At 70.1% G+C, this 26,577-nt stretch carries 28 protein-coding genes; 9 read left to right on the forward strand and 19 right to left on the reverse strand.

What is annotated here, in order from left to right; all coding sequences use genetic code 11:
* The 7 genes from WME79_RS17255 to WME79_RS17285 are packed head-to-tail and all read right to left on the reverse strand — an operon-like array spanning nt 1 to nt 3,775.
* Nucleotides 1-207, reverse strand: coding sequence for a hypothetical protein (locus WME79_RS17255; RefSeq protein WP_437536837.1), 207 nt, complete (start codon nt 205-207; stop codon nt 1-3).
* Nucleotides 208-238: 31 nt separating this feature from the next.
* Nucleotides 239-634: a GPW/gp25 family protein gene (locus WME79_RS17260; RefSeq protein ID WP_437536840.1), complete on the reverse strand. Its 396-nt coding sequence runs from the start codon at nt 632-634 to the stop codon at nt 239-241.
* A gap of 3 nt (nt 635-637) precedes the next feature.
* Nucleotides 638-1,024, reverse strand: a complete 387-nt coding sequence (locus WME79_RS17265; RefSeq protein WP_437536844.1) for a PAAR domain-containing protein — start codon at nt 1,022-1,024, stop codon at nt 638-640.
* Between the two features lie 9 nt (nt 1,025-1,033).
* Nucleotides 1,034-1,663, reverse strand: a complete 630-nt coding sequence (locus WME79_RS17270; protein WP_437536848.1) for a phage baseplate assembly protein V — start codon at nt 1,661-1,663, stop codon at nt 1,034-1,036.
* Nucleotides 1,660-2,694, reverse strand: coding sequence for a phage late control D family protein (locus WME79_RS17275; protein WP_437536851.1), 1,035 nt, complete (start codon nt 2,692-2,694; stop codon nt 1,660-1,662). The genes WME79_RS17270 and WME79_RS17275 overlap by 4 nt, the downstream gene beginning before the upstream one ends.
* The gene (locus WME79_RS17280; protein WP_437536854.1) at nt 2,694-3,365 is read right to left on the reverse strand and encodes a CIS tube protein; all 672 of its coding nucleotides are present in this window, start codon (nt 3,363-3,365) and stop codon (nt 2,694-2,696) included. The genes WME79_RS17275 and WME79_RS17280 overlap by 1 nt, the downstream gene beginning before the upstream one ends.
* Nucleotides 3,362-3,775 (reverse strand): hypothetical protein, encoded by a 414-nt coding sequence (locus WME79_RS17285; RefSeq protein WP_437536856.1) that lies wholly within the window; start codon nt 3,773-3,775, stop codon nt 3,362-3,364. Before WME79_RS17285 ends, WME79_RS17280 begins: the two co-directional genes overlap by 4 nt.
* 502 nt (nt 3,776-4,277) lie before the next feature.
* On the opposite strand from WME79_RS17285, the gene WME79_RS17290 reads away from it, so the two are divergent.
* Nucleotides 4,278-4,994: a hypothetical protein gene (locus WME79_RS17290; RefSeq protein ID WP_437536859.1), complete on the forward strand. Its 717-nt coding sequence runs from the start codon at nt 4,278-4,280 to the stop codon at nt 4,992-4,994.
* Here the strand turns inward: WME79_RS17290 and WME79_RS17295 are convergent.
* The 8 genes from WME79_RS17295 to WME79_RS17330 form a co-directional block, all read right to left on the reverse strand.
* Nucleotides 4,975-5,412, reverse strand: coding sequence for a phage tail protein (locus WME79_RS17295; RefSeq protein WP_437536862.1), 438 nt, complete (start codon nt 5,410-5,412; stop codon nt 4,975-4,977). The two genes, WME79_RS17290 and WME79_RS17295, sit on opposite strands and share 20 nt — an antisense overlap.
* A gap of 68 nt (nt 5,413-5,480) precedes the next feature.
* On the reverse strand, nt 5,481-5,669 hold the full coding sequence (locus WME79_RS17300) for a DUF6760 family protein (protein ID WP_437536865.1): 189 nt from the start codon (nt 5,667-5,669) through the stop codon (nt 5,481-5,483).
* The gene (locus WME79_RS17305) at nt 5,666-6,037 is read right to left on the reverse strand and encodes a phage tail assembly protein (RefSeq protein ID WP_437536867.1); all 372 of its coding nucleotides are present in this window, start codon (nt 6,035-6,037) and stop codon (nt 5,666-5,668) included. Before WME79_RS17305 ends, WME79_RS17300 begins: the two co-directional genes overlap by 4 nt.
* A 16-nt stretch (nt 6,038-6,053) precedes the next feature.
* A complete protein-coding gene (locus tag WME79_RS17310) occupies nt 6,054-6,494 on the reverse strand; it encodes a phage tail protein (RefSeq protein ID WP_437536870.1) in 441 nt (146 codons plus the stop codon).
* A 48-nt stretch (nt 6,495-6,542) separates the two neighbouring features.
* Nucleotides 6,543-8,177, reverse strand: a complete 1,635-nt coding sequence (locus WME79_RS17315; RefSeq protein ID WP_437536873.1) for a phage tail sheath family protein — start codon at nt 8,175-8,177, stop codon at nt 6,543-6,545.
* Between the two features lie 84 nt (nt 8,178-8,261).
* Complete coding sequence (locus tag WME79_RS17320) at nt 8,262-8,561, reverse strand: carboxypeptidase-like regulatory domain-containing protein (RefSeq protein ID WP_437536876.1); 300 nt, start codon at nt 8,559-8,561, stop codon at nt 8,262-8,264.
* 8 nt (nt 8,562-8,569) lie between these two features.
* Nucleotides 8,570-9,196: a DUF4255 domain-containing protein gene (locus WME79_RS17325; RefSeq protein ID WP_437536879.1), complete on the reverse strand. Its 627-nt coding sequence runs from the start codon at nt 9,194-9,196 to the stop codon at nt 8,570-8,572.
* Nucleotides 9,197-9,233: 37 nt separating this feature from the next.
* Nucleotides 9,234-10,538 carry an eCIS core domain-containing protein gene (locus tag WME79_RS17330; RefSeq protein ID WP_437536881.1) on the reverse strand — a complete coding sequence of 435 codons (1,305 nt, stop codon included), beginning with the start codon at nt 10,536-10,538 and terminating at the stop codon, nt 9,234-9,236.
* Nucleotides 10,539-10,672: 134 nt separating this feature from the next.
* Between WME79_RS17330 and WME79_RS17335 the strand changes: the two genes are divergently transcribed.
* Nucleotides 10,673-12,109 (forward strand): eCIS core domain-containing protein, encoded by a 1,437-nt coding sequence (locus tag WME79_RS17335; RefSeq protein ID WP_437536884.1) that lies wholly within the window; start codon nt 10,673-10,675, stop codon nt 12,107-12,109.
* Between the two features lie 116 nt (nt 12,110-12,225).
* Here WME79_RS17335 and WME79_RS17340 read toward each other — a convergent pair whose 3' ends face one another.
* On the reverse strand, nt 12,226-12,726 hold the full coding sequence (locus WME79_RS17340; RefSeq protein WP_437536887.1) for a hypothetical protein: 501 nt from the start codon (nt 12,724-12,726) through the stop codon (nt 12,226-12,228).
* A 37-nt stretch (nt 12,727-12,763) separates the two neighbouring features.
* Here WME79_RS17340 and WME79_RS17345 point away from each other — a divergent pair, with 37 nt between their 5' ends.
* Together WME79_RS17345 and WME79_RS17350 are read left to right on the forward strand one after the other, a co-directional pair.
* The gene (locus WME79_RS17345) at nt 12,764-12,892 is read left to right on the forward strand and encodes a hypothetical protein (protein ID WP_437536889.1); all 129 of its coding nucleotides are present in this window, start codon (nt 12,764-12,766) and stop codon (nt 12,890-12,892) included.
* A gap of 393 nt (nt 12,893-13,285) precedes the next feature.
* The gene (locus tag WME79_RS17350; protein ID WP_437536892.1) at nt 13,286-14,758 is read left to right on the forward strand and encodes a hypothetical protein; all 1,473 of its coding nucleotides are present in this window, start codon (nt 13,286-13,288) and stop codon (nt 14,756-14,758) included.
* 568 nt (nt 14,759-15,326) lie between these two features.
* Here the strand turns inward: WME79_RS17350 and WME79_RS17355 are convergent.
* Complete coding sequence (locus WME79_RS17355) at nt 15,327-16,508, reverse strand: hypothetical protein (protein WP_437536895.1); 1,182 nt, start codon at nt 16,506-16,508, stop codon at nt 15,327-15,329.
* A 571-nt stretch (nt 16,509-17,079) separates the two neighbouring features.
* On the opposite strand from WME79_RS17355, the gene WME79_RS17360 reads away from it, so the two are divergent.
* From WME79_RS17360 to WME79_RS17370, 3 genes are all read left to right on the forward strand, one after another.
* Nucleotides 17,080-17,895: a class I SAM-dependent methyltransferase gene (locus tag WME79_RS17360; RefSeq protein ID WP_437536898.1), complete on the forward strand. Its 816-nt coding sequence runs from the start codon at nt 17,080-17,082 to the stop codon at nt 17,893-17,895.
* A gap of 83 nt (nt 17,896-17,978) precedes the next feature.
* Entirely contained in the window at nt 17,979-18,941 is a 963-nt protein-coding gene (locus tag WME79_RS17365) for a TauD/TfdA dioxygenase family protein (protein WP_437536901.1), read from the forward strand.
* Nucleotides 18,942-19,027: 86 nt separating this feature from the next.
* A complete protein-coding gene (locus WME79_RS17370; protein ID WP_437536904.1) occupies nt 19,028-19,603 on the forward strand; it encodes a c-type cytochrome in 576 nt (191 codons plus the stop codon).
* A gap of 57 nt (nt 19,604-19,660) precedes the next feature.
* Here the strand turns inward: WME79_RS17370 and WME79_RS17375 are convergent, their stop codons facing one another.
* Nucleotides 19,661-21,883: a hypothetical protein gene (locus WME79_RS17375; protein WP_437536907.1), complete on the reverse strand. Its 2,223-nt coding sequence runs from the start codon at nt 21,881-21,883 to the stop codon at nt 19,661-19,663.
* On the reverse strand, nt 21,880-23,685 hold the full coding sequence (locus WME79_RS17380; RefSeq protein ID WP_437536910.1) for a hypothetical protein: 1,806 nt from the start codon (nt 23,683-23,685) through the stop codon (nt 21,880-21,882). The genes WME79_RS17375 and WME79_RS17380 overlap by 4 nt, the downstream gene beginning before the upstream one ends.
* Before the next feature lie 141 nt (nt 23,686-23,826).
* Between WME79_RS17380 and WME79_RS17385 the strand changes: the two genes are divergently transcribed.
* Both WME79_RS17385 and WME79_RS17390 read left to right on the forward strand, forming a co-directional pair.
* Nucleotides 23,827-25,002, forward strand: coding sequence for a PAS domain-containing protein (locus tag WME79_RS17385; RefSeq protein WP_437536913.1), 1,176 nt, complete (start codon nt 23,827-23,829; stop codon nt 25,000-25,002).
* A gap of 389 nt (nt 25,003-25,391) precedes the next feature.
* Entirely contained in the window at nt 25,392-26,564 is a 1,173-nt protein-coding gene (locus WME79_RS17390; protein WP_437536916.1) for a ferritin-like domain-containing protein, read from the forward strand.
* The last annotated feature ends 13 nt before the right edge of the window (nt 26,565-26,577 follow it).

Raw genomic sequence — 26,577 nt, forward strand, 5'->3', positions numbered from 1 at the left:
CTAGCTCGCGGGGCGCTCGGCGCCCGGCGGCGCGTCGCCGCCCGCGGCCGCGGCCGGCGCGTTGGCGAGGACGTCCTCCAGCACATGGATCGCGCCGCCGATCCGGAAGAGCGTGTTCCGCAACTCGGCCGCGCGCGCCTCCAGCGCCGCCAGCTGCTTCTGCCCGAGCTCCATCTCATCGCGGAGCTCCTTCAGCCTTCTCTCCACGTAGCTCTTCACCTGCACCTCCGGTCGGCGATCAGCCCTGCGTCAGGTAGAACGGGTATACCAGGTTGCGTCGCTGGTTCTTCGTGCGGACCACGTAGGCGATCGAGACCAGTATCACCCCGCGGCGGGCCGGGTCGCCGGAGGCGGTGACGTCCTCGACGCGGATGCGAGGCTCCCAGCGCTCGAGCGCCTTCTTCACCTGGTGCGCCACCAGGTGGTATGTCGTCGCGCTCAGAGGGGCGAACACGAGCTCCTGGATGCGGCAGCCGAAATCGGGCTCCATCACCCGCTCTCCGAGCGCGGTGTCGAGGATGATGCGGACCGACTGTTCCACGTCCGCCTCCTCGGCGACCATCCCGACCTTGCCGCCGGAGAGCCCCACGGGGAAGGCCCAACCGGTGCCAAGGAAGCTCCTGGTGTCAGCCATCGCTCAATCCCCCACGACCACGGTGCTCACCGCGTCCACGATCCCCGTCGGGCCCACGAAGACGTCGTTGCACGTCTGGGCCTGATCGCCGCTGCGGGCCGCGGGGCGCCCCTCGAACAGCACCGTTCCGCTGCCGCTGACGATCTCGCCGACGTTCGATGGCTCGACGGCGAACTCGCCCCCGATCGGGATGTGGGGCGGCGTGTTGGTCGCCGTCGATCCGACGACCGCGGCGGGCGTGCCGTCGATGAACACCGTGGCGCAGAGCGCGCCGTCGAGGATCCCGTTGAAGGGCAGCGTCTCGTCCACCGGCTCCTCATAGGGCGGCAGGAGCACGGTGTGATTGTCCATCGCCGTGATGCGATCTCCCTCTTTTGCGGCCGGTCCCATGGTGCCTCCTCAGTTCAGCCGGATCTGCGTGCCCTGGACGACCACCGTGCCGCCGGCGGTCAGCTTGGCCCCCTCCGCGCCCGCCGACATCGTGAGGCCGTTCGTCGCGCTGATCTGGACATCGGCCGCCGTCAGGGTGATCTTGCCCTGCGAGGCGGTCAGATCGATGTTGCCCTCCGACGTGATCGCCACCCGCTTCGCGGCGATGTCGATGAGGATGCTGTTGGATCCGCTCTTGTCGACGATCTGGATCTGCTCGGAGCCCTCGGTGTCGTCGATCTTGATGACGCTCCCGCCGCGGGTCTTGATCACCTTCACGCTCTGCTGCTGCGCCTCGCCCGCCACCGGCGGGGTGTCCTGCCCGTTCCAGAGCGCCCCGATCACGTAGGGCACGTTCATGTTCCCGGCCTCGAACGCCACGAGGACCTCGGTCTCGGGCTCGGGGAGGAAATAGGCCCCCCGGTCCTTGCCCGCGAAGAACGAGGCGACACGGCACCAGCTGGACAGGATCGTCCCGCTGAACATCTTGTATTCGACCCGGATCCGGCCGAGGTTTTCGGGGTCGCCCGTGGTCTGCCGGACGATCCCCACGACGACGCCGGGCATGACGCGCTCGTAGCTGCCCTGGGGGTCACTCATACGCCGGTCCTCCGCAGCGTCAGCTCGGTGGTGTAGCCGTCCTGCATCGTGTAGACGTGTTTGGCGGCCGTGACGTAATAGAGGCCGCTCAGCCGGGGGCCGATCCCCTCGACACCGACGTTGATCCCGGGCTTGGCGGCCGGGTTGCCGAGCATCAGGAGGGTGCCCTCGATGAAATCGTCGAGATCGGCCTCGTACGCGGCCTCGGCGAGCGCGCGGGCCGAGGCGGCGTCGACGATCTCCGGATCCATCGCCGCGACCGGGGAGGGGGCGATCGCGGAGGACATCTCGTAGCCTGTCTCGGTCCCGCCCATCCGGAGCGACGAGGGGCCGGAGGCCACGCTGGCGACGATCGCCTGCTTGGCGCGAGGGTCCCAGCCCACGCGCTGCACGGTCGATCCCTGCTTGACCGCCTTGACCCGCACCGTCACCCGGGGCACCCCCTCGTTGAACCTGAGCGTCATCATCGCCCCTTGTCCCGCCCGCGTCGGCCCGAAGTAGAGCTGCCTCCCGTCCACCTGGATCTCGTAGTTCATCCGGGCGGCGCGGGCCGAGAGGAACGCATAGTCGCTCTGATCGGGCTGGATCACATAGGGATACGTCACCTGGGTCATGCCCGCCGCAGGCTCGATCGTGAGCCCGTGCTGCTCGGCGATGTGCGCGGCGATCTGCTCGTCGGTCATGCCCTCGAAGATCCGCTGGGCCGTCCCGAACTGGAGCGCGTAGAGCGCGTCGTAGCCCCGGATCTCGACGGTGCTCTCCCGGGCGAAGGTCGCCTCGATCCCCCCGATCTCGCCCTCGAAGATCACCCTGGACTGGGGCTCGCCGAAGGCGACGACCAGCGGGTCGCCGATCCGGAAGGAGGTGAGATCGACGCCCTGCCATGCCCCGTCGGCGTAGTCGACGCTGCCCATCTCGATGCGGCACATCGACGGCATGTTCAGCTCTTGCTCGACCTCGGCGCGGACCATCGCCGCGATCATCTCGTCGGGGAGCAGCGAGCCGGCGGCCGAGACCTGGATGAGCCCCATCAGGTCCTCGACGGCGGCAGGCCCGCGGCCCAGCCGGCCCTGCTCGCGGCGGGGGGCCGGTGCAGATCGGGGATGGCGAGGACCATGCCTATCTGCTCCTGCTTCGGGAAATTCAGGGGATCGTCGAGATCGTTGAGCTCGGCGATCTGCAGCCAGGCCGAGGCGTCGCCGAGCTCGCGGTAGGCGATGAGATCGAGCCGCTCGCCCTGGGCGACGGTGTGGAGCTTGGGGCAGTTATCGAGCCCGGCGTTCTGCACCGCCTGGACGGCGGACATCACCTGCTCGAAGGTCACCGTGAGATCGGCCCGGACCGGGACGCCCGAGGGGAGGAACATGGTGAAGCGCTGCTCGACCCTGCGGACGAGCCCCTCGTAGCTGAACCCCCCCCACAGGAAGAGGCACGTCGGAGGCTCGCGCTTGGCCCCCGGCCCGACGGGCGCCTGCAGCGCGGTGATCCGCCCGGTGGCCGTGCGGACGTCGGCGCCGAGCTCGTAGGTATCGAAGAACAGGCTCACCGTGAAGGTCGGCGACTCGAGGCGCTCGAACTGGAGGGTCGTCCCGACCTTCGAGATCACGAGATCGGAGGAGCTCGTGTACTCGACCGGATTGTACATCACCTCGATCTCGTCGTTGCTGGAGAGGTCCTTGATGATGGCCTTGCGCAGCGTCATCTGAGCGCCTTTCGATCGGCCCGGAGGCTCCTTCGCTTGTCCATCTCGGTGAGCACGCGATCGGTCAGCTTGAGCACCTCGTCGCGGGAGAGGCGGTCGACCATGAACGACGGCTGCGGCGGCGAGGGCGCGGGCGGCGGCGAGGGCGATTGTCGCGGGCCCCTGGCCTCCACGCGGACCGCCGCGGGCGGCTCCCGGTCGCTCCGCGCGGCGGCCTGCGCGCCGCCGTTGCGCGCCGCCGAGAGCGGATCGCGCGCGAGCTCGATCGCCGGCGGAGGGCCCATCCGGAGCGCCGGGCGGCCGCTGCCGGCCTCCAGCGCGCGGGAGCGCGCCTCGGAGACCCTGGTCGCATGGGTGAACGACAGCGGCTGGATCGCTCGCGCCTCCGCGCCGTCGAGCGAGCGATCCATGGATCGAGCGAACGAGGGCTGCCCGCGGGGCGGCGCGCTGGCGGCTGGAGAGAGGACCGCCACCCGCTCGGCGGCGGCGTGAGCCACAACAGTCCGCGGAGCCACCCGGGCGAGCGCGCGGTCGACGGCCCGCGGAGCTGGGGAGCGCGAGCCCCGATCGACAGGATCGCTCGAGGGGCGGGCGGGCGAGGCCGCGGCGCGCGCACCGGCGGGGTCTGCGCGCGATCGCTCGAGCGGCCTCGCGCTGGCGAGCGCGGGCGCGATCCGCATCATCGATCGCGCCACGAGCCCTCGCGGCGCAGAGGCGGCGGCCGGTGTGTGCGCGACGGCCGGTGCCGATCGAGGCGCGGCGCGCGGCGTGAGCAGGGGGCGCTCGGCTATCGCCGGGCGGGCGGTGATATCGAGGCGGCCGCGCCGCGCTCCTGCTCCGGGGCGCGTCGGCGCACTCGATGCCGGATCCCCGGCTGGCGCGACCCGGGCGAGCACGCGGTCCACCGGACGCATGGCGGGCCAGGGCGCCCACGTGCCGGCCGGCTGCGCCCACGTGCCGGCTGGCACCACCCACATCCCGGCCGGCTGCGCCCACGTGCCGGCCGGCTGCGCCCTTGTCCCGGCCGGCTGCGCCCTTGTCCCGGCCGGCTGCGCCCACGTGCCGGCTGGCACCACCCACATCCCGGCCGGCTGCGCCCACGTGCCGGCCGGCTGCGCCCTTGTCCCGGCCGGCTGCGCCCACGTGCCGGCCGGCTGCGCCCTTGTCCCGGCCGACTGCACCAACGTGCCGGCCGGCTGCGCCCTTGTCCCGGCCGGCTGCGCCCTTGTCCCGGCCGGCTGCGCCCTTGTCCCGGCCGGCTGCGCCCTTGTCCCGGCCGGCTGCGCCCTTGTCCCGGCCGGCTGCGCCCTTGTCCCGGCCGGCCCCGCAGCGGAGCCGGGCTGTCGAACGACCGCGGTCCGCTCCGGCGCGCGGGCCAGGGCGCCCGCCGCGCTCGCCGCCCAGGACAGGCTCAGGGAGAGGTTCAGCGTCCACGTCCCGCGAGGCGCCGGCGCCGCCCTCCGCGCCAGCGAGAGGAGCACCAGCCGGAGCGCCGGCATCTTCAGCGGATCGCGCCCGTGGCGACCGAGGATCGACGCGGACAACCGCATCGCGGCGCGGAGCGCGGCCGGCCAGGCAGGCTCCCGCGGGGCGGCTCGCCGGCTCAGCATCAGAAGCCCGGGCCGTTGAAGAGGCCCTCGTGGGCGATGGTGAGCGCCTGGAAGAGCACCTGGTTCGAGCTCGCGTCGAACTCGGGCCCCTCCCAGGCGACGGGATAAGCCCGCACGAAATCCCACCATTTCACGGGGATGTTGGCGTGGCTCAGGAGGTAGATCGTCCCGTTGCGCCGGCTCACCTTGCCCGCGATGACGTCCTGGTACCAGCCCCAGAGCAGATCGAGATCGGATACGCCCCGGCGGAGGACGAGATCGCTGTAGCTCGTGCCGCCGGGGAGCTTGTACTCGTGGGTGTTGAGGCCCCCCTCCCGGACCGGCACGACCTCGGTCGAGATACGGAGCCCGCTGACGCTGGTGAAGCCCCCCGCGATGAGGCCCTGGATCTCGACAAGGAAATTGAAGCCGAAATAGGGATCGTCGCGGACCCCCATCCGCGAAGCCAAGGCTACGGCGGCGCTCCCTCCGATGACCGGCATCTCGCTCCTCGCGTCCCTGCTCGTCAAAGATCGACGAGCGACCTCTCCCTCGTCCCGATCCCCCCGACCTCGCGGTTAATGCGGCTGATCTCCTCGCACCAGCGCCGGCGCTCGCGGTGATCGAGCCCCATCAGCGTCAGATAATCCCAGTGAAGGTAGTAACCGAGAAAGGCTATCTCCTCGTACAGCGCGTCGAGGGGATAGCCCTTCATCTGTCCCGGGACGCCGGCACCTCCACCTCGAGCACGTGGCCGCACTTGGGGCAGGCGGACTCGAAGGCGTCGCGCCCGCGCTCGTTGATCCGGTTGTACATGTCCTGGAGCAGCGCGAAATCGGCCGCGAAGAGGCCCTCGATGACCTTTGGGGTCACCATCGCGAGCGACCCGAGGCGCGTCACCACCCGGGAGAGGAGGATGATCGAGAGGTAGCTCGGGTTCTGCTGCACCCGCGGATCACGCAGCGGCAGGATCTCGTCGCCCGCCGTCGCCAGGCGCATCGTCCCCTCGCGGTGGAGATCGCCGTTCTCGTCGGCGTAGCCGAGCTTCAAGGTGAACGGGAACTCGGTGCTGAACGCGTTCATCGGGGCCCTCCGGCGGTCACTGCGACCGTTTGACGCTCTCCAGCGCGACCTCGACCGACTCGATCAGGACGTCGCTGCTCCTCGCGTCGAGATCGCCCGGCTCGTACTTCGTCAGCCAGGCGTTGAAGATGTCCCAGCGGGCGGCGTCGTTGCCAGCGTCGTCCATCAGCACCACGGAGACGTTCTTGCGGACGCCGGGCCCGCCCGCGCCGAGCTGGCTCCCGGTGCGCCACCACTCGTAGAGCTCGAGCGAGCTCGAGATACCGCGCTTGAGCGTCAGCGTGCTCACCTTCGGCATCCCGGAGAGCTTGCGGATGTAGGGATCGGTGCCCTCGCGGTAGTCGATGGCATCCATCGTCTCGCTCGGGATGGTGGCGTTGGCGAACGCGGCCACCTGGATGCCCTGAATCTCGACGCGAAACCGGAAATTCTTGTAAGGATCCACTCTCTCGGCCATGGCCGGACCTCGCTGTTCTCCTCCCCGAGGGGTGCCTCGCGCCTGCTGCTACCCGTTCGGTAGCGCCGATTGCTGGATGCGGATGACCACGAACTCGGCGGGGCGCACCGGCGCCACGCTGACGTCGATGTAGAGGATGCCCTGGTTCCTCGACTCGGGCGGGTTGTTCGCCGCGTTCACCTGCACCATGAAGGCGTCCGACTCCTTGTCTCCGGCGAGGCCCCCGGCCTGCCAGAGCTGGGTCAGGAACTGGGAGACGTCGCGGTTCACGGCGCCCCAGAGCTGCTGCTCGTTCGGTTCGAAGACGACCCACTGCGTGCCCCAGTACAGCGACATCTCGATATAGGTCAGCAGGCGGCGCACGTTGACGTAAACCAGGCTGGGATCCAGCGAGAGCGTGCGCGCCCCGTAGCTGACGATGCCGTAGCGGGGCAGCAGGCGGATGGCGTTGATCCCGTTCGGGTTCAGCGTGTCCTGATCTGCGGAGGTGACCAGGATCGGCAGGCTGACCGCCGACGCCAGCTTGCCGTCCTTGATCCCGGCGGGGGCCTTCCACACGCCGACGCGGGTGTCCGTCTCGGCGTACGTGCCGGCGATGGGCCCGGAGGGCGGCATGGGCACGCTGATCGACGTCAGCCCGTTGAAGAAATCGATCCAGGGATAATAGATCGCTCCATACGACGAGTTGAGCGCGGCCCCGGCCGGCACCGTCCCGTCCGGGGAGGCGGCGCCCGTCTTGAAGGCCGTCACGTCCTGCACGTCGAGGCCATAGGGGGCATCGGCGATCATGAACAGATCGCGCGGGTTGCGCGCCTCGCAGTACGAGATGATCTCCTGCACCGTCGCGCGCTGCTTCCCGAGGTCGTCGATCATCGCCGTGTCGGGCGCCACGACCAGGCTGATATCGGTGAGCGGGTCCAGCGTGGCGAGCGCCGTGGCGTAGTCGATCGGCGTCTGGGTCAGGTCGCCTGCACCGCCCTGGAGCGGCGTCGGCGTGATGAGGTTGCTCGGGCGCGCGCCGGCGGTATCCGTGACCTGGACACGGATGAAGAGCGATCGGGAGTTGATCTTGCTCTCGATCCCGCTCACCGCGGTCACCGTCGGCTTCATCATGTCGGCCGCGGTGAGCCCGGGGAACTGCTCGACCACCCAGTAGCTGGCGCCCTCCTGCCCCGAGAGCGGGATGTTGTTGGTCTGCGCGTAGCGGGCCACCAAGTCGTCGGTCGTCGTCGGCGTGCCGGTGGGGGCCATGTAGATGACGCTGAGCACGAAGACCGGCAGCGGGGTGCCCGAGGGCGGGTTCTCGGTCGGGTAGTTCTCGATGAGGATCGCGAGGCTATTGCCCCACGAGCCGGGGGCGGCGGCCGAGATCACGAGATCGCCCTCCGTCAGCTTGGCGGGGAGCATCGACCCGGGGACGCTGGTCGTGGCGTTCACGACATAGCCGATCGCACCCCCCTCGGCGAAGTAGTTGTAGACCGCGAAGGCCACGTTCCGTCCAAAGACGAAGCTGCCGAATGTTCGCGTGAACGCGTTCCAGCTGTCGATGAGTGTCGGCGTGTTGACGGGCCCCTGCTCCGTCCACCCGATAAAGACCGTGGTGCTCGTCCCCACCCCCGTGACCTGCTGCGGTCCCGGAAGCTCCTCGACGTATACGCCCGGATGCAGGTATGCGTTGCTCATGGGAGTGGGCCTGGTCTGTCGAGCCGGTCGAAGGGCGGCCAAAGACCGCTGCGTGCGGACGTTACAGTCGAGCCCCGTTCGGTGTCAACGACGACGGAAGTCGGCATCACGTTCGAGCGAGAACTCGAGCACCGCGTTGGCAAGCGTCGGCGCTGTGGGGATCTCGACGCTGGTGTCCAGCGTCCGATATCCCGGCGCGGTCACCTGGACCCGCGCGGGGCCAGGGGGGATGCCGACGAATACCCGATAGCCATCGGACGTCACATGGGCTGCCCTGTGCCGCGTCGCGTCGAGAAAACGAAGCGTCGCGTCCGGGATTGGCGCCTTCGACCGCGCGTCGACGACGAGGGCGGCGAGGGAGAGCAGGGTCTTGACCTCTCCCATTGCGCTGCTCACGGCGCGCCGTCCTTCGCGGGCTCCCCCGGGCCGCGGGCCGTGAGCGAGGTGGCGACCTCGAGCACCCGATCGACGGGCGCCTCGGTGGCGCGGGGGATGCGCACCGGCGTGATCGTGTAATAGAGCGAGAGCCGGACGGGTTTGTTGGGGAAGCCCGCCCAGATGCGGTGGATCTGCTCCAGGCTCAGGTTGTCGGGCACAATCCCGAGCGATTCGTTGCCGGTCGCCCGGAGCGCGCCCTTCAGGGCGTCGCCCTGGAGCACCGGGACGTCAGCGAAGAGCCGCTTGAGCTCGTCGACAAGGATGAGCTCGATCTCCACGTTCTGCGCGTAGGACACGAACATGTACAGGAGATCGACGACCACCGGTGCGGCGCGGCGGGCGAACCCGGTCTGGGTCCTGACGATGGTGGAGGGGGAGTTGCGGAGATAGGGGTTATCGCTGATGCTGTAGAGATAGACCAGGATGAGCGGCCGGCGGCCCTGCTTCGTCGGGTCCTCCATGCTCGGAGAGAAGTACTCGACGTCGACGTCGCCCGGCGTCTCCAGGTAGACCCGCTCGCGGATCAGCGCCCCCAGGCTGATGCTGACGTCGCGCAGCACCGTCCCGGCGGGGCTCGTCACCTGGAGCCTCCGGGGGCGGGGGACGGCCCGGGAGCGGCTAGAAGTTGAAGGTGGTCGTGGGCCATAGCGGGCTGTGGAAGGTGAACGCGATCGGCTGGCCCGTCGGCGCGGCGTTCGCCGTGACCTTGGTCGTATGCTTCTTTGCGAAGCGCTTCTTGAACTGCGCCTCGACCTGCGCGGAGCTGGGCGCCACGGCGAGCTTGTTCCAATCGGTCGCGGTATAAGGCCAGGTGTTGTCGTCGTGCTGGATGAACACCTCCGCCGCGTGCTCGTCGTACTTCTTCTTGCCGAGCTGCTCTGTCTGCACGCGCTTCGCGAGCTGCTCGACGGCCTTCTCGACGTGCGCGTCGACGGCGGTCACCTCCGCCGAGTCCACCTGTTTTACCTCGAGCGCGCGCTTGCGCGAGGGCCCCGTGAGGTTGACCGTCACGTCCGGATCGGTGATGTCGCTCCTCCCGAAGGCGCTCTCGAGGACGCCACCGGAGCTGTTCTCCGCGGCCTTCCACTCGGCGTAGTACCGCTGCGAGGCCTGTGTCGTCGACTTCGCCCACTCGACGAATCCCAGCGCCTTCTCCTCAGCGTACGTGGTCTTGTTGGCGATGAGGTCGTTGGCGTAGTTCGTGACCTTCGGATTCAGGGCGTCGGTCTCCTTGGTGAAGTCGTCGAAGAGCTTCGCCCCCCTCTTGGCCGCCGTTTCTCCCTTGCTGCCCGCCTTGATCGGCGTGAGCTGGACCGGGGGCGCACCGCCCGCGCCCGATTCCCCTCCGCTGCTCGCCGCCACCCGATCGAGCAGTGGAGCCGCCGATCGCCCCTGGACGACCAGCTCCGCCACCGCGTCGGCCTGCCGCTCGAACGCGTCGCCCGCGCGGCCGAGGCCTCCAGGGAGCCGGAGCCCGCGCCGCTGCTGGACGACGTGGGTCGCCTCGTGCGCGGCGGTGCGGAGCGAGGGGCGGCTCGAGAACGCCACCCGCTCGCCGAACGTCATCCCCTCGGCGCCGAGCGCATTGCACGCCAGGCGGGCGCGAGCACCGGTGAACGCCCGGACGCCGGAGAGGTCATGCGCGCCGAACAGCCCCTGGATCCGCGCGAGGTGCGGGAGGCGCTCGGAGGGCCCGGAGACCCCCATCAACGCGACGCGCCGGGGCGAGGGGCCGTCGCCGAGCCGGCGCCTCGGCCGGGTCTCCCCGAGCGAGGCCGGCTCCCATTCACCAGGCAGGGCGCCCGCGAACGGGGCCGCGGGGGAGACCAGCGTCCCGGAGCGTGTAGGCCCGTGCGGTCGCCGCGAGGGGGACCCGCGGTCGATGGTGCCCTTGCTCGCCGGCGCCGCCGTCCTCAACGCCACTCGGCGAGGCTAGCCGGGGCGCCCGCTCGCCGTCAAGGCCACGAGCGGGCCCGTTGACGTCGAGCCGTCCGCCGGGTTATTCGTCAATCGATGTTCGCTTCATCGGTGTGGATGAAGCGACGCTCCACGATGCCATGAAGGTCCTGGCGCGCAGACCGGCCGGCCCGGCGACGGCGATCCCTCTCTCGGCGGTGCACCCGTCGCCGACGAGGTCCATCACGCCGGATCTCGGCATCGGTTCGCCCCGCTTCGGGGAAGTGCTCTCCGGGCCGGCGTTCGGGCAGCTCGATGGCGCGGGAACGATCCAGCGCAAGGCGGCGCGGGCCGGGGTCGGGGCGACCTCGGACGGCAGGGCGCTCCGGGGCGCGGCCGCGCGAGGTCTCCGGACGCCCTCCACGGCGCTCCCCCATGCCGCGAGGATCCAGCGGGCGTTCGGCGATCACGACATCAGCGCTGTCCGGGCCCACCTCGGGAGCGACGCGTCGGCGAGCGCCCGGGCGATGGGCGCCGCGGCGTATGCCACCGGCGATCACGTGGTGTTCGACGGCTGGCCGAGCCTCCACGACGCCGCCCACGAGGCGGCCCACGTGGTGCAGCAGCGCGCCGGCGTCCGGCTCCCGCGGGGGATCGACACGCCGGGCGACCGTCACGAGCAGCAGGCCGAGGCCGTCGCCCGGCGGGTGGCGGCCGGACAGTCGGCGAGCGATCTGCTCGGGCGTGCCGGCGCCCCGGCTGCGGCCGCCGCGCCCGCGGCGCCCGTCATCCAGCGCAAGGTGACGTCGTTCGATTACAAGGAGCTCAGGTATGATCCGCCGGTAACCGACCTGCTCGACACCATCGACTACGACTATTTCACGCAGAGCCAGAAGACGGTGCAGGCCAAGGTCCGGTCGATGCTCCACGATCCGAAGTCGGGCACCACGACGGTGCCCGGGAGCGTCGAGGCGTCCATCGCCCCCAACGGTAAGAAGGACAAGACTCCCGCCCGGAAGACACACAAGAGCGGTGTCATCGGCAAGATAGGCGTCGACGAGTTCTACCTGCGGGCTGGAGGCACCAGCGAAGTCTTCGAGGGCGGACACCTGATCCCGCACGAGCTATGGAGCGTGAACGACGCCGACGCGGATTCCGCCGATGACTATTGCAACCTCGTGCCGATGTCGCGCAACCTGAACGTGGGCACCGGCAACACCTGGAAGCAGATCGAGAATGCCATCGTCGATCAGGTGAAGATCAAGGGCAAGTCGATTGACGTGGAGATCGACGTCGGCCACACCAGCTACGAGATCTCGTACGACCGCATCGCCCAGCTGTTCGGCCTGAACGTCGATGCGACCGGTGGCTATGACGGCACCGACACGGTCAAGCTGTACGGCTGGCTGCCGACGTCGCTGAAACCCGTGGACGTCACGGGCAAGAAGCCGAAGAGCCTGGGAAATGTGTTCGAGAACCAGCTCCACAACACCTTCACCCCTATCACCACCGGGGCGGAGCTCGTGGAGGCCCTCAAGCAGACGCCGCTCTGGGATCGCATGGCCTCCTCCCTCCAGGGCGACGTCCTGGGGCTCTGACCGAGACCGCCGCGGGGAGGGCGGGGAAGGGACGAGGGCCTCACCGGGCGCAGGCCGGTGTCGCGTTCGAGCGGAAGTGCTTGGAATTGATGGTGTTTGCGGATCAGATCGGCGAGCTAGGGCCCGGGGGGCGGGTAGTTCTTCGCCTCGGTCATGCCCTGGATCCATTGCGTGACCAGCTGCACGCCGGCGTCGTCGACCTTGCGGGTCGCGATGCGCGGCATCTGCCCCTCGAAGCCGCGGAGCTCCTGGCGGGCGACAAGCAGGCCGCGCGACGGATCCCCTGGACGGATGTCGTACCAGTTGGCGGGATCGGGGGTCGTGAGCCCCTCGTACTTCGCGTTCTCCGCAGGGCGCTTGTTCATGCCCGTCCGGACCGCGTCCGTCGTGGCCACGCTGCCAAGTTCGCTCGCCTCGAGCCGCAGGTACAGGCCCGTCTCCTGGGCCGCCGACTCGAGCAGGTCGTTGTGGCAGCTCACGCCGCAGTTCGCGTGCAGGTAGCCGAGCGCCTGGCGCTCCACGTCGTCGCCGGGAATCGACAGCGCGAGCGCGCTCCCGTCCTCGATCACCCCGAGCGCGACCAGCGACTCGCGCGGCGACTCGATCCGCATCTTCACGACGAACCAGGTCGCGACGAACCGGATCTACACCCTGATGCACGATCCACAGTACCGCGTGGCCATCTCGTGGCAAAACGGCGCCTACAACCAGCCGCCTCACCCGAGCTTCCATATCGGGGAGGGGATGGCCGCGGCGCCGAAGCCGGACATCCACGTCCGCTGAGACACCGGCGCTAGCAAGTCGCCTCGTCGTCTCGACATCTGAAGCCGACGGCCCGGCTACTGAGCCAACAGGCGTCGAAAGGGCCGCCCACACTGCACAGTCTGCCTGTGAGCGTTCACAGGGTATATAAATACACGGATACAGTACATTCGTTAACACCGTTGACGAAGTTCGCGTGCCGCTGGTAGAGTTGTGTTACCTGCCCTCGGTGAGGCGGGTTGCGCCTGACGGACTGAGCCTAACGGCCTGAGAGCCTGAGAGAGCGACATGCGATTTATCGATCTGCACCAGGTATCTGCAACCGACCTCCGTACATCCCGACGGTGTCTGGCCACCCTCGCGGCGCTGGCCGCGTTGTCGCTCAGCGCGTGCGCTGGTGACGATGGCAACTCGGTGAGCGGCGCGTCCGAGGGCGGCGGCGCGGAAGGACCCGGGGCGACAGGCGGGACAGGCGGCGCAGGCTCGCAATCGAGCGTGAACTCAGGCTCGGGTGCGGGCACGGGTGCTGGCTCGCAGGCGAGCACGGGTACGGATTCGGGCTCGAGCTCGGGCTCGGGCGCGGGCACCGGAGGCGCTGGTGTCGGCGGCGGTCCGGACGACCATCCTGCGTACGACCACTGCGTGAGCGGGTACATGCCGCACCCGAGCGACTCGGATCCCAACATGAAGGATGGCCCGGCGGAGTTCTTTCCGCCCGGCAACAACAGTCCGGACATCGTTGATACGACGGTGCAGCCCCAGGTCCTGGACTGGATGTACGAAAACAGGTGGCAGGACGCTCACGTCGAGTGGCACGCGATCCGCGCCTGCAACTTCGGCGGCGCCGGGAGCAAGGTGGGCATCTGCAACTTCAAGCAGCTGGTCCCGAAGGATCAGAACTGTCAGAGCGCCGGCGACGGCTATCAGTTCCTTGTGTTTCACCGCCACATGATCCAGGCGTTGCAGCAGCTCTGGCCCAATCATAAAGAGCAGTTCACGGGCTTCACCAAGTTCCCGACCAAGGCGGAAGATGTGCCGTCCCAGTGGCGCTCCGCGTGGAAGAACTGGGACGCGGATGCCCTCGCAGCCGGAAAGCTCGGCGATGAGATCGCCAAGCCCGAGAACCTCGCGAGGTTCAAGGACGAAGGCGAGCTCGGCTACTGGCTTCAGTGCAACGTGGGTCAGAAGCTGGCGGGGGCGACCAACATGCCGTGGGTGGGGCTCCACTTCGTGCTGCACGCCAAGTGGGCGCGGCCGGGCAACACGACGCACGGTGTGAACAACACCAACGCGAACATCGACAACTACATGTTCTGGAAGCTCCACGGCTGGATCGACAACGTGTGGGAGAATTACCGGCGCGCCAAGGGGATGCTGCCGACGGATCAGAAGCTGAAGGACGATCTCGTCGCGCAATGCCGCGAGATGGATACCGAGATCAAGATCATCAAGGAGAACCTGGACCCCGAGGATGTCAGGGATCCCAATGCGCCTTTGCCGGTGGAGTCCGGGTACTTCCACGAGAAGGTGCGGCCCATCTTCGAGAGCGCGACGAACCTGTGCAGCGGCTGCCACGCCGAGTCGGGCCCCAATGCGGGGCTGTCGCTCGGTGGCCGCCTCAGCTCCAGGGAGATCGTCGACGGTCTGGTCAACGTGCCCTCCCGCGACGGCGGCCAGTTCAAGCTCGTCGTCCCGGGCGACCCCGACCACAGCTGGCTCTACCTCAAGGCCGCCGGCAAGGCGGAGGGCGCGGGTTGCCAGCAGTCCTCCACGGCGCAGTGCATCTCGGGCGTGATGCCGCCCAGCACGGGGGGGCCGACCGTCACCCCGGCGCAGCTCGAGATCTTGCGCAAATGGATCGCGGACGGCGCCCCGGGACCGACCTGATCCTGGCGAACGCTTGAGGTCGGCGGGAATCCGAGCTGCCGATCTCCCGACATTCGGGGCTCGGGGGGCGCTATCAGCGCCCTTCGCCCCGCGCCGCACCCCGAGGCGTCAGAACATGCCTGGGGCGCTTCGCCTCCCTGGCATTCCGCAGCCTGCACATCCCGTTCCACGCCCACGACAGGCCCCCGTGGCATAGGCGTTAACCAAGCTTCGCGCCGCGTTCTCCTACATCCGAACGTTTACGTGGTCGTGGACGTTTACGTGGACGTGGACGTTTACGTGGTCGTAGACGTTTACGTGGTCGTGGTCGTGGTCGTTCACGACCTATCGTTGACGACCACGACCACGACCACGACCACGACCACGTAAACGTCCACGTCCACGACCACGTAAACGTCCACGTTCACGTTCACGTCGGTGACCGATGGTGTGGCGGAGGGGGGCGGGCTTCGTGCCCTTAGCGTGACCGAACGAGCTTGGTTGACGCCTTTACGGCCCCCTCCACGGGGGCCGGGCAGGCTCGGCACTATCTTGCACGCAACCGGAGACGGACCTGGGCGAGGCCGTACTAGGGGCCCGGCGGCGGATAGGTTTCCTTCATCTCCTGGATCCAGCGCGAGACCACCTCCACGCCCGTATCGTCGACCTTGTGCGTCCCGATGCGCGGCATCTGCCCCTCGAAGCCGCGGAGCACCTGGCGGGCGACAAGCAAGCTGCGCGACGGGTCTCCCGGCCGGATGTCGTACCAGTTGGCGGGGTCGGGGTTCGTGAGACCCTCGTACTTCGCGTTTTCCGCGGGGCGCTTGTTGATGGCCGTCCGGGCGGCATCCGTGGCCATCACATCGCCGAGCTCGCTCGCCTCGAGCCGCAGGTACAGGCCCGTCTTCTGGGCCGCCGACTCGGTCAGATCATTGTGACAGCTCACACCGCAGTTGGCGTGCAGGTAGCCGAGCGCCTGGCGCTCCACCTCATTGCCAGGAATCGTGAGGGCGAGATTGCTCGCGTCCGCGATCACGCCGAGCTCGACCAGCGTCTCGGGCGAGATCCCCTGGGCGCCGGAGCCGAGCATCAGCGCGTCCCAGCCGAGGACGTAATCGGCGCGTCCGACGTGGCACTCCTTGCACTGATCGCGGTTCGGCACCGTGTGGCCGGTGCCGTAGAGATCTTCCACGCCGGAGTCGTTCTGCATCTGGATGGCCTGCTTCTCGTCCTCGGACCACACATAGCTCGTGTAGACCCAGCCGGCGGCCGTCTTGCGCAGGAGGCGAGTCTCCCCGAGGCGCAGCGCGCCGCCCGGGCCCGTCACGCTGAACTCCTTCCAGAACTGGGTCCCCTCCGGGTAGATGAACGCGTCCGGATTGCTCGTGTCCACGTGCTGCCCTTTCGGGATGGACACGAAGCGCCGCTTCTTGGCGCCGTCGCTCCAGAGCTCCACGGCAGGCTTGTACTCGAGCACACCGCACGCGAGCTCGCGCTGGTCGAAGTTCCCGTAGAGCCCCGTACAGCGCAGGTTCACCGGCAGCACGCCGTCGATCGGCGCAGCGCAGTCCACGTCGGTGGGCATCGCGAACTCCGCGCAGCTCGCGCCTCCCCCGCCGCCTGAGCCGCCTGTGCCGCTCGTTTGGGCGCCCGATCCGCCGCTGCCCACCGTGGCGCCCGACCCCCCTTCGCCCCCGGGCTGCTCCTCGCCACCGCCCGAGCTACATCCCGCCGCGAGCAGCAGCGCGCCGACGAGTGAACCGTTCCTCACGACCTGAAAAAGCATGCGCGCAGTCTGCCACAGGAGAGGAGCGCTTGGGAGCGTGGAGTCGCGCCTTCGCGATGCCGCATCGCGCATCGCCCCGCGCCGCGCGCTTCATCCGGTCACCGGTCGTCTGCTGTCGGAGGGATGTGAACGTCGATCAATCGACGATCGAGCGGACAGCGCAGCGGCGGGTCCGACAGAGCCCGATGAGGGCAGGGCGCCTTCTGAAAAGGTGAACCTATCGAATGGTCCACTCTTGCTGTACACCGCGCGTCCAGCGCCGGATGGTTCGGGGCTCGAACACCCGGCATGCCCTGTCCGCCGCGCTCTTGCGCCGCTCCGGCGCCATGCTCGCGCCGCGGTGCGGCCTCGGCAGCAGGCGCTGCTGACCGCGTGCTCGTGACGCAGCACCCGGCGCGCGAAATCCGGCCGAAGCGCGTGGAAATGCCTGGCACGGCGCGTGCGATACGCGACGCGCGTCGGAGCAGCGACCCGGCGCGGAGGGCGCGGCGGCGCGCCGCCCGGGCCATCAGCCCGCCGAGTGCGCCCGAGAACAACCTTTTCACGGAGCCGTCGCATGAGTGGTCTCAGTCTCGTCTTCGATACGCCCCAGCTCGCGCAGGACTACGAGGTGCGCAGCGCCGATCGGCAGTTCCGCCATGGAAAGCGGCTGATCGCCGAGCTCGGGGTCCGCCCCGGCGATCACGTGCTCGACGTCGGAAGCGGCACGGGGCTGCTCGCAGAGCACGTGGCGGGCCTCGTCGGGCCGAGCGGCAAGGTGCTCGGGATCGACCCGCTGCCGCTGCGCGTGGAGATCGCCCAGCAGAAGGCCAAGGCGAACCTCTCCTTCCAGGTCGGCAACGCCTACGCGCTCGACGGGCTCCCCTCCGGCAGCTTCGATGTCGTGTACCTGAACGCCGTCTTCCACTGGCTCCCCGAGAAGACGGAGCCGCTGCGGCAGATCCACCGCCTGCTCAAGCCGGGGGGTCGGATCGGGCTCACCACGGGCGCGAAGGATCATCCGAACCGCCTGCAGGCCATCAAGCGGGAGGTGCTCTCGCGGGAGCCCTACGCGCGTTATCCGGAGTCCCGGGATGGGACGCCCCACTGGGTCACGGCTGTTGAGCTCGCCGGCTTGCTCGGGGGCGCCGGCTTCGCCGTGCAGAAGATCGAGGCCCAGGAGAACGTGCACCATCAGCCGGACGGGCGCTCCGCCATCGCCTTCTCGCAGGCGAGCTCGTTTGGCAACTTCCTCGGCCACCTGCCCGAGTCGCTGCGCAGCCAGGCCATCGAGGACATCCAGCGCGAGCTCGAGGCCTTCCGCACGCCCGAGGGCATCCGGCTCGAGGGGAAGCGGCTCTTCGCCATCGCACACAAACCGGCGTCGCACTGAGCTGACAGGTCGATAGCCGACCCCTGCACCGCGACGCCATTCCAGCATCTTTATCGCTTTCTCTGCCACGAGGAGAACTCCGCATGAGCGCCACACAGAACCAGAGCAACAATGTCCTCGAGATCGTCCCCGTCGCTGGCCGGATCGGCGCGGAGGTGCGCGGCGTGCGCCTCAGCGCCGATCTCGACGCCACCACCGTGAACGAGATCCGAAAAGCCTGGCTGCGTTACAAGGTCATCTTCTTCAGGGGCCAGCACCACCTCGACGACGCCTCGCAGGAGGCGCTCACCACGCTGTTCGGCGCCAAGCCCGTCGCGCACCCGACGGTGCCTGTGGTCAACGGCACCGATTACATCCATGAGCTCGACTCGCGCGAGGGCGGACGCGCGAACTCGTGGCACACCGACGTCACGTTCGTGGACGCCTACCCGAGGGCCTCGATCCTCCGGGCGCTCGTGATCCCGCCGCAGGGCGGCGATACCGTCTGGGCCAACACGGTCACCGCGTACCAGGATCTGCCGCCCGCGCTGCGCGCGCTCGCGGACACGCTGTGGGCGGTCCACAGCAACGAGTACGACTACCAGGCGCGGAAGCCGAACTCGTCGACTGACGACGTGCGGCGCTATCAGGAGGTGTTCACGTCGACCGTGTACGAGACCGAGCACCCCGTCGTGCGCGTTCACCCGGAGACCGGGGAGCGGTCGCTCGTGCTCGGCCACTTCGTCAAGCGGCTGCTCGGCGTCTCGTCCCACGACTCGACGCACCTCTTCCAGGTGCTCCAGGAGCACGTCACGCGCCTCGAGAACACCGTCCGCTGGCGGTGGGCCGCGGGCGACGTGGCGGTCTGGGACAACCGCGCCACGCAGCACTACGCGATCAACGACTACGGCGATCAGGTCCGCGTGGTGCGCCGCGTGACGGTGGACGGGGACGCGCCTGTCAGCATCGACGGCAAGCGCAGCGTCACCCGCAAGAAGGCGCCGCGCGTCGCCGCCGCGAAGAGCGAGAGCGCCGGCGTCGCCGTGGCCGCGGCGAGCGCATCGTAGCGCCGAGCCGAGGCGCGTCCGCGGGCGTCAGGGGATCCTTGACGGCCGCGGACGCGTGCGCTTCACCTGCGGCGGAGGAGTACCCCGTGGGTCCAACAAGCAAGCGCGACGATGCTCGAGACGGAGCGCAGAGCACGGCGCACGTCGTGGTGATCATGCTGATCGTGGCCTTCGGCGTGCTCGCGCTGCCGTGGATGGTTCTCAGGAAGCTGGACGCCCGGACGCCGGCGGGCGGCGTGGTGGCCTCCGGCGTCCCGGACGAGGACCTCGCCCAGGGCGGCAAGATCTACTATCGCTCGTGCGCCAACTGTCACCAGGCCAGGGGGGAGGGGAAGCCGGGCCGCTATCCGCCCCTCACCGGCTCTTCATGGCTGCTCGAGGACAAGGAGACGCCGATCCGGATCACGCTGCTCGGCGCCGCCGGGCCGATGGAGGTGAACGGCGCGCTCTACAACGACGTGATGCCCAACCTCGGCGTCACGCTGTCGGACGAGGACATCGCGCTGGTGCTCACCTACGTCCGGTCGAGCTGGGGGAACAGCGCGCCGGCCGTCACGCGGGACGAGGTCGCGAAGGTGCGCGCCTCGCTGGGAGACCGGATGGAGCCCTGGGCCGGCGGCGCGGCGCTGACGGCGGCGCGGGAGACGCGCGTCCTGCCCTGAGGAGCACGGGCGATCGGGGCCGGCTGCCCCGGAGGCGCTTCCAGGCGAAGGGGGCGGTCACTCCCGCGCGGGCTTCTGCAGATCGACCCCGAAGTGCTCGCGGTAGCCCCGCCGCGCGGCCTCGCGCAGCTCGTCGTCGCCGCGGCTGACCTGCTCCTCGAACGCCTGCGCGTACGTCTCGGGATCGACCTCCCGCGCGCCGAAGCGCAGCTTCTTCCCGGAGAGCGTCTCGAGGACGAGCGTGGCCACCCGGTGCTCGGCGCCGCCGCGCGCCACGACGCCGAAGGGGAACAGGTGCACGAGCGTGAGCTGCGGCGGCGCGTCGCCGGCCGTCATCTCGGCGATGTACGCGGAGAGCTCGCGGCTCACGCGGTCCTGCGCCTCGTCGGAGAAGCCGGCGAGCAGCTCGGTCACCGCGGGCGGGAGGGGCAGGTGAGGGCCGTCGATCTGGTGCTGGAGCTCGTGCCGCTCGGTGCCGGCGAGCACGGCTCGCTCCAGCGTGGAGCCAAGGCGCTCGCGCAGCTTGGCGAGCGCCGCGTCGCAGCGCGCGAGGGCGCCGGCGTTGGCGCCGGCCGCGGCGCCCGCCGCCGCGTGGCACGTCGCGCCCTCCTGATCGAACCGCTCGGCATAGGACCGGACCTCGGAGCCGAGGACGAGCGCGAAGGGATCCTGGTCGCGCGAGAAGCCGAGGTGGACGCGGCGCTCGCCCGTCATCGGCTCCACGAGGAGCGTCGCGAAGCGGTCGTCGCCGACGCGGTAGGCGTGGACCTCCTTCACCCGGTAAGGCGTGGTGTAGAAACGCCGCGTGGCGCCGTCGGCCGAGACGCCGAGGTGGACGGACGCGTCAAGGTAGTACCCGAGGCCGGCGCGTCGCGCGGCGTCGTTGGCCTCGGCGACGAGCCGGCCGAACGCGCGGCCGGAGAGCTCGAGATCGTCCACCTGACCGGCCAGCGTCGCGAGCGCCGCGGCGACGTCCTTGCCGTCGGGCTGCGCCCTGGCGACCGCGAGCATCTCGCGGCTGCGCGCCTTGGTCAGCACCTGCGCCTCCGCGCCCGTGCCCTGCGCGTCGCGCGCGTGCGCGTCGCGGGCGATGCGCGCGCGCTCCCAGCTCGGCACGAGCTCGCCGTACACCTTGTCCCATTCGGCCGTGGACGCGCCGAGCCTCCAGTCGACGCCCTTCGGCGCGGGGCGGCCTAGCACGAGCAGCGCGCCCAGCAGCGCGGCGACCGAGGCCGCGGCCGCGCCTGCCGCCACGATCGGCCGGGCGCCGCCCGCGCTGGCCCCGATGCCCGGTTCCAGCTCGGCTTCGGGCACCATCACGCCGAGCGCGAGCACCTCGATCGCGGAGGCGAGCGCCGCCACGACCGCGGCGAGCAGGAGCGCGAAGAAAGCGACGGCGCCCGCCTCGACGCCCCAGCCGCCCGAGAGGAACGCGCGGTACACGAAGAGCAGCATGAGGCCGGGCATGGCCCACACGGCCGCGATCGCGAGGCCCGGGTGCTCGCGCCGGGGTACGCGGCGCACGTAGGCGAGGCCCAGCAGGGCGATCGCGAGCGGGCCGAGCACGAAGAGCAGGACCATGCCGTAGCCGAGCTGGAAGCGGGCGTCGGGCAGCGTCGCGACGAGCACGGCCGCGCGCGCGATCGTCTGCGCGGGGATCTCGCCGCGGGACGGCCACAGATAGAAGACGAGCGCCGCGGCGACCGAGGCGACGAGCAGGGCGCTGCCGCCCCTGCGCGCCCGCGCGTGGAAGCGCAGCACCACGCCCGCCGCGGTGAACGCGAAGACCGCGAGGAACGGGGCCGGCCGCGTCAGCAGGCTGTCCGGCAGCGGCAGCATGTCCCACGCGGAGCTCCGGCGGCCGATCCACACGGCGACGTTCACGGCCACGAACGCCGCGAGCACGGCGATCGCGCGCGACGTCGGCCGCTCGATGAGCAGGCCCGCGCGCCGCTCGGTGCGCGCGCCGAGGAAGAGCAGCCACAGGCCGGCGATCGCGGGCGCGAGCGCGGCGACCTGGGCGGCGGGCGCGAGCTCGGGGAGCACGCTCCACACGAAGACACCGTGGCCATAGGCGACCTCGTACGGCACCAGCGCCGACAGCGCGAGCGCGAGGCCGCTCCACAGGCAGCGCACGCGGAGGCGCTCGGCCGACATGCGGTAAAACATCGCAGTCGCGGCGCTCTCCTCGCGGGGAGGAGCGCTGCCGTCCTGCGGCGGGGCGCTGGCGTTCTGCGGAGCGCCGGCGCCGTGCTGCGGAGGGAGGAGGGGCGCGCTCACGGCTCGACCGCCGCGCTCGCGATGCGCGAGATCGACCGCTTCTGCGGGAACACCGGGTCGCGGTACCGCACCTCGAACAGCACGCGCTTCCCATCGGCGGAGAACCGCGGCACCCGCTCCGTCGCGGAGCCCACCGTCAGCTTCTTGATCTCGCCCGTGGAGAGCGCCAGCACCGCGATGTCCGTACCGCCCGCGCCCCTCGTCTCGAACGCGATGCGCGCGGCGTCGGGCGAAAACGCGGGCCACGAAGCGCCGCCCGGGGCCGCGTAGACCTTTCGGCGCCACGTCGCCGTGTCGATGACCGCGATCCCCGGCTCGTCGCCGTCGACGACGCACACGATCTTCGTCCCGTCGTTCGATGCCGCCGGGTTGCGCAGATCCTCCCCGGGCTTCGCGCGGAACGGGCGCTCGATCGACAGCGGTTGCTTGCCCACGTCGACCACCGCGAGGTGCGGCGCGTCGCCCTCCGACGCGTCGGGCACATAGACGAAGGCGAGCCTCGTCTCGTCGAGCCACGCGAACCCGCCGAGCGACTGATTCTCGGTGTGGAAGCCGAACACCTCCTTGCCGCCGTCGGTGTCGAGCACCATCAGATCGGCCTGCGCGCCCGCCTCGGGGCGATCGTAGACCGCCACGAACCTGCCGCCGGGGGCGAGCTTCGGGTCGACGAAGCGGTGCTCCGGATCGACGCGCACGCGCTTGCTCTGCCCGGATCGGTCGACGACCGTGATCGTCTTCGCCCAGCCGAAGAAGTCCTCTACCAGCGCGACCCGGTCGCCGTCGCGCTGCGACGACGGATACGAGTACACGTGATAGCCCCTCCACATCGGCTTGACCGCGCCGGGATCCGCCGTCGGGACGGCCGGCCGATCGAGCGGCCGCCACTCGACCGTCTCCAGCGCTTCGCTGCGGGCGAGGTCCCTGGACCTCACCGAGTGGAACACCGAGACATCGGCCGTCTTGACGAAATACCCGCCCTCGGCCGTGCCGACGAGCAGGTCCTCCGCCGCCTGGGGCGACAGGAACGTCACGCGCCCCTGCTCCTCGGCCTCGACCTCCTTCGCGCGGGCGGCGTACGCGCCGGCGGCCCGGTCGAGGTTCGCGGCGCGGTCCTTCACGAACCTCCGCGCCGACGCCAGCCGCTCCAGCAGCTTGATGTCCGAGCCCTCCGTGATCTCGCGCACCGAGGGGTGGTCCATGAGCTGCGCGATCACCGCGTCGAGCGCCTGGGACGCCATGGAGTTCGCGAGCAGCGCCATCGCGCGGTCCTTCTTCGTCGCCCCGGAGTAGCCGCGGATCCGTCCCTCGGTCGATGTGCCCTTGTCGAGGAACGTGAGCGTCACCGGCGCGTCGACCCGGAGCTCGAAGTAACCCTCCTTGATCGGGTGCTCCACGATCTCGGGCGCGAGGTGCGCCTCGATGATGAAGCCGGCGCCGAGCGCCTTCGCGGCCTCCTTCGGGTCCCTGGCGCTCTCCAGCGCCTTCATCACCTTCGGGTCGCCGCCCTTCACGGGATCGAACCCGAGCTCCGCGAGGTGCTCGCCGAGCTCATCGGCGAGCCTCGCCGCGGGCTGCGACCCTTCCCACCAGGTCCCGTCGAGATCGATCGCCACGAGGATGCGCAGCGGATCGGTCGCCGTCATCGAGCGGAAGGCGAGGAGGCCCGCCGCCGCGATCACGAGGCCGAGCACCGCGAAGACCGGCCAGAGCCTGCGCTTCGGCACGAGCGCCGCGAGCGACTCCGGCGGTTCGGGCTCGGGGGCGGGGGGCTGCGCGTCGGTCGGGGTTTGAGGCTCCTCCATGGAAAGGGACGTGCCCTATCCGCGAGAGGGCGTAAAGCCGACGTGTGGGCGGGAGACAGACAGATCCAGAGGGCAGATCGACGCGCGGGGCGCTGCGCGCAAGGGGCTCCCAGCCGGCGCTTCCTGGTATAGGTTCTATCGGTGCTCTCCTCCGGGTTTACCGAAAGTTGCTTCACGATCCATCCCGCACCGCAGGCGCTCCTGCGCCCTGATGGCTCGATCGCGAGGGCCAACCCCGCGCTGGCGCGCGTGGCGGGCGTCGGCCGCGAGCGCGTGCAGGACGTCCACATCGCCGAGCTGGTGCACATCGAGGATCGCCGGCGGGTCGAGGCGTGCCTCGGGGAGCTAGGGCAGGGGGAGGAGGCGCGCACGTGGCGCGCGCGCCTTCAGCCGCCGAGCGCCGGGGCGCGCTGGATGGACTGGAGCGCCGCGGCGCCCGCCGGCGAGGGGATCGTTCACGTGATCCTGCACGATGTGAACGACCTCCATGAGTCCGAGCGCGTGTCGCGCGAGCGCGAGCGCTTCCTTTCGTCGGTGTTCGGCAGCCTGAACGGGATGGTCTACCGGTGCCGTAACGAGCCGGACTGGCCGCTGGATTTCATCACCGCCGGGTGCGAGCAGCTCACCGGCTACTCGTCAGAAGACTATGTCCAGCACCGGGTGATGTTCGGGCACCTGATCCACCCCGACGATCAACGGCGGGTATGGGACGAGGTGCAGGCCGCGCTCGCGGTGCGCCAGCCGTTCACGCTGCGTTACCGGATCAGGACTGCCCGCGGCGACGAGCGGTGGATGTACGAGCAGGGCTGCGGCGTCCACGACGAGGACGGCAAGGTGCTCGCGCTCGGTGGCTACATCATCGACGTCACAGAGCGAGTGCTCGCGGACGAGACGCTCGCCGAGAAGCTGCGTGTCATCGAGGCGCAGGCGGAGGTGATTCGCACGCTCTCCACGCCGATCATCCAGGTGTGGGACGGGGTGCTCATCCTGCCAATGGTGGGCTTCGTCGACCGGGAGCGGGCCGATCAGATCACGCAAGCCTTGCTCGACGCCGTGGTCGGGAGCGGCTCCACCCATGTGATCGTCGACCTGACCGGGGTCGATATCATCGACAGCGCGGTCGCGAGCCACCTGATGAAGATGCTCGACGCCGTGCGCCTGCTCGGCGCGCAGGGGGTGCTTTCGGGCATCCGGCCGGAGGTGGCGAGGACGATCGTCGCGCTCGGCGTGGACCTCTCGCGCGTTCCCACGCGCAACGGGCTGCGGGACGCGCTGCTCGACTGCATCCGCGCGAGGGGCCGCGCCGAGAGGGCGTGACGTGCGGGCGAGCTCGAGCCTCATCGCCTCCCGTTAAGGCATGATGTCGAGGCGCATCCGCGTGCGCAGCGTTGCTGAGGGATAAAGCGTACCTCGCCAGACGATGCCCCCGCAACCTCGGGGCGAATCTGGCTGAACCCAGCGCAGCACCCAGCTCGCTCGGGATGTACGGCTTTCAAGCGGTCGTCTCGTGGTGTTGAAGCACCGCGTGAGCAGGAGAGAAGGAGCCCGAACCGGGCGCAGCGCCGGCCTTCGGGCCGCCCACCCCGTCCATGACTGCCCGATCATGCCCTGCCGGTGCGTGGACCCGCATTCCGCATGAATACGGGATAGGCATTCGTCCTGCATGGGCGTGCGCCCAGGCCGACTCCTTCTTCACGAGGTCCCCGATGAACACCGCACATGCCTTCCGCCGCACGCTTGCCCATCGCCTGTTCGCCCTGCTCGCGCTCCCCGCTGTGGGTGGCGCGGCCGGCTGCACCAGCACCTATAGCAGCTGTCCCGAGGATCCCGAGCCCATCTCCAAGGTGGCCTGCTTTGCGTGGCCGCAGGACGATGCGAGCAGCCTCGGAGATGCTGGCGGCGAGGGGGGAGCCGGGGGCGGCGGAGGTGCCGGCGGGAGCGAGCCTGTCGCGTGCCCCTCGCGGCCGGAAGCGCAGGAGATCCTCAATCAGACCGGCTTCGGATCTCACAGCATGAAGAGCGATGGAGCCTTGCAGGACGGCCAGTGCTGCTATCAGGTGTACTTCATCCCGATGTGCGAGGGGCGCCCGTACCTCGTCGAGGAGGCGGCGCGGACAGCGCCGTTCGTCCGCGCCCGCGGCAGCGCCGGGTGGGGCGCGGCGGAGGCCGTGGCGCCGCGGATCGATCATCTCACCGAGGACCTGCGGGCGGCGCTGGCCGCGGCGTGGACGCGCGACGCGCTCTTCGAGCACGCGTCCGTGGCCTCGTTCGGCCGCTTCGCGCTCGAGCTGCTCGCCGCGGGCGCGCCGGCCGATCTGGTGGAGGAGGCGCACCGCGCGGCGCTCGACGAGGCCCGCCACGCGCGCCTGTGCTTCGCCCTCGCGAGCGCCTATGCGGGCGAAGCGATCGCGCCGGGCGCGTTTCCCTTCGACGGGCGGGTGGAGGTCGAGGCAGACCTCGCGTCGATCGCGGCGCGCGCCGCGAAGGAGGGCTGCATCGGCGAGACCATCGCAGCGGTGGTCGCGGCCGAGGAGCTCGGCGCCGCGGAGGACCCGGCGGTGCGGAGCGCGCTCGCGATCATCGCCGCGGACGAAGCGCGGCACGCGGAGCTCGCGTGGGGCACGGTGGCGTGGGCGATCCGCGCGGGCGGCGAGCGCGTGCGCGTGGCGGTGGAAGAGGTGTTCGCGGGGCTCGGGCGCGCGGAGCTCGAAGGAGGCGATAGCGCAGGAGGTGCGCAGCTCGCGGCACACGGGCGGTTCGGCGCCGCGGCGCGCGGCGAGGCCGCCGCGCGCGCGATCGAGGAGATCGTGCGGCCGGCGTCGAGGTTGCTCCTGGCAGGGCGCCCGGACGGAGCGGCCCAGAGCGCGATGACGGCTTGAGGAGAGGGGCCCT

This window comes from Sorangium sp. So ce726 (assembly GCF_051521405.1).
In the GTDB taxonomy this organism is placed as follows: domain Bacteria; phylum Myxococcota_A; class Polyangia; order Polyangiales; family Polyangiaceae; genus Sorangium.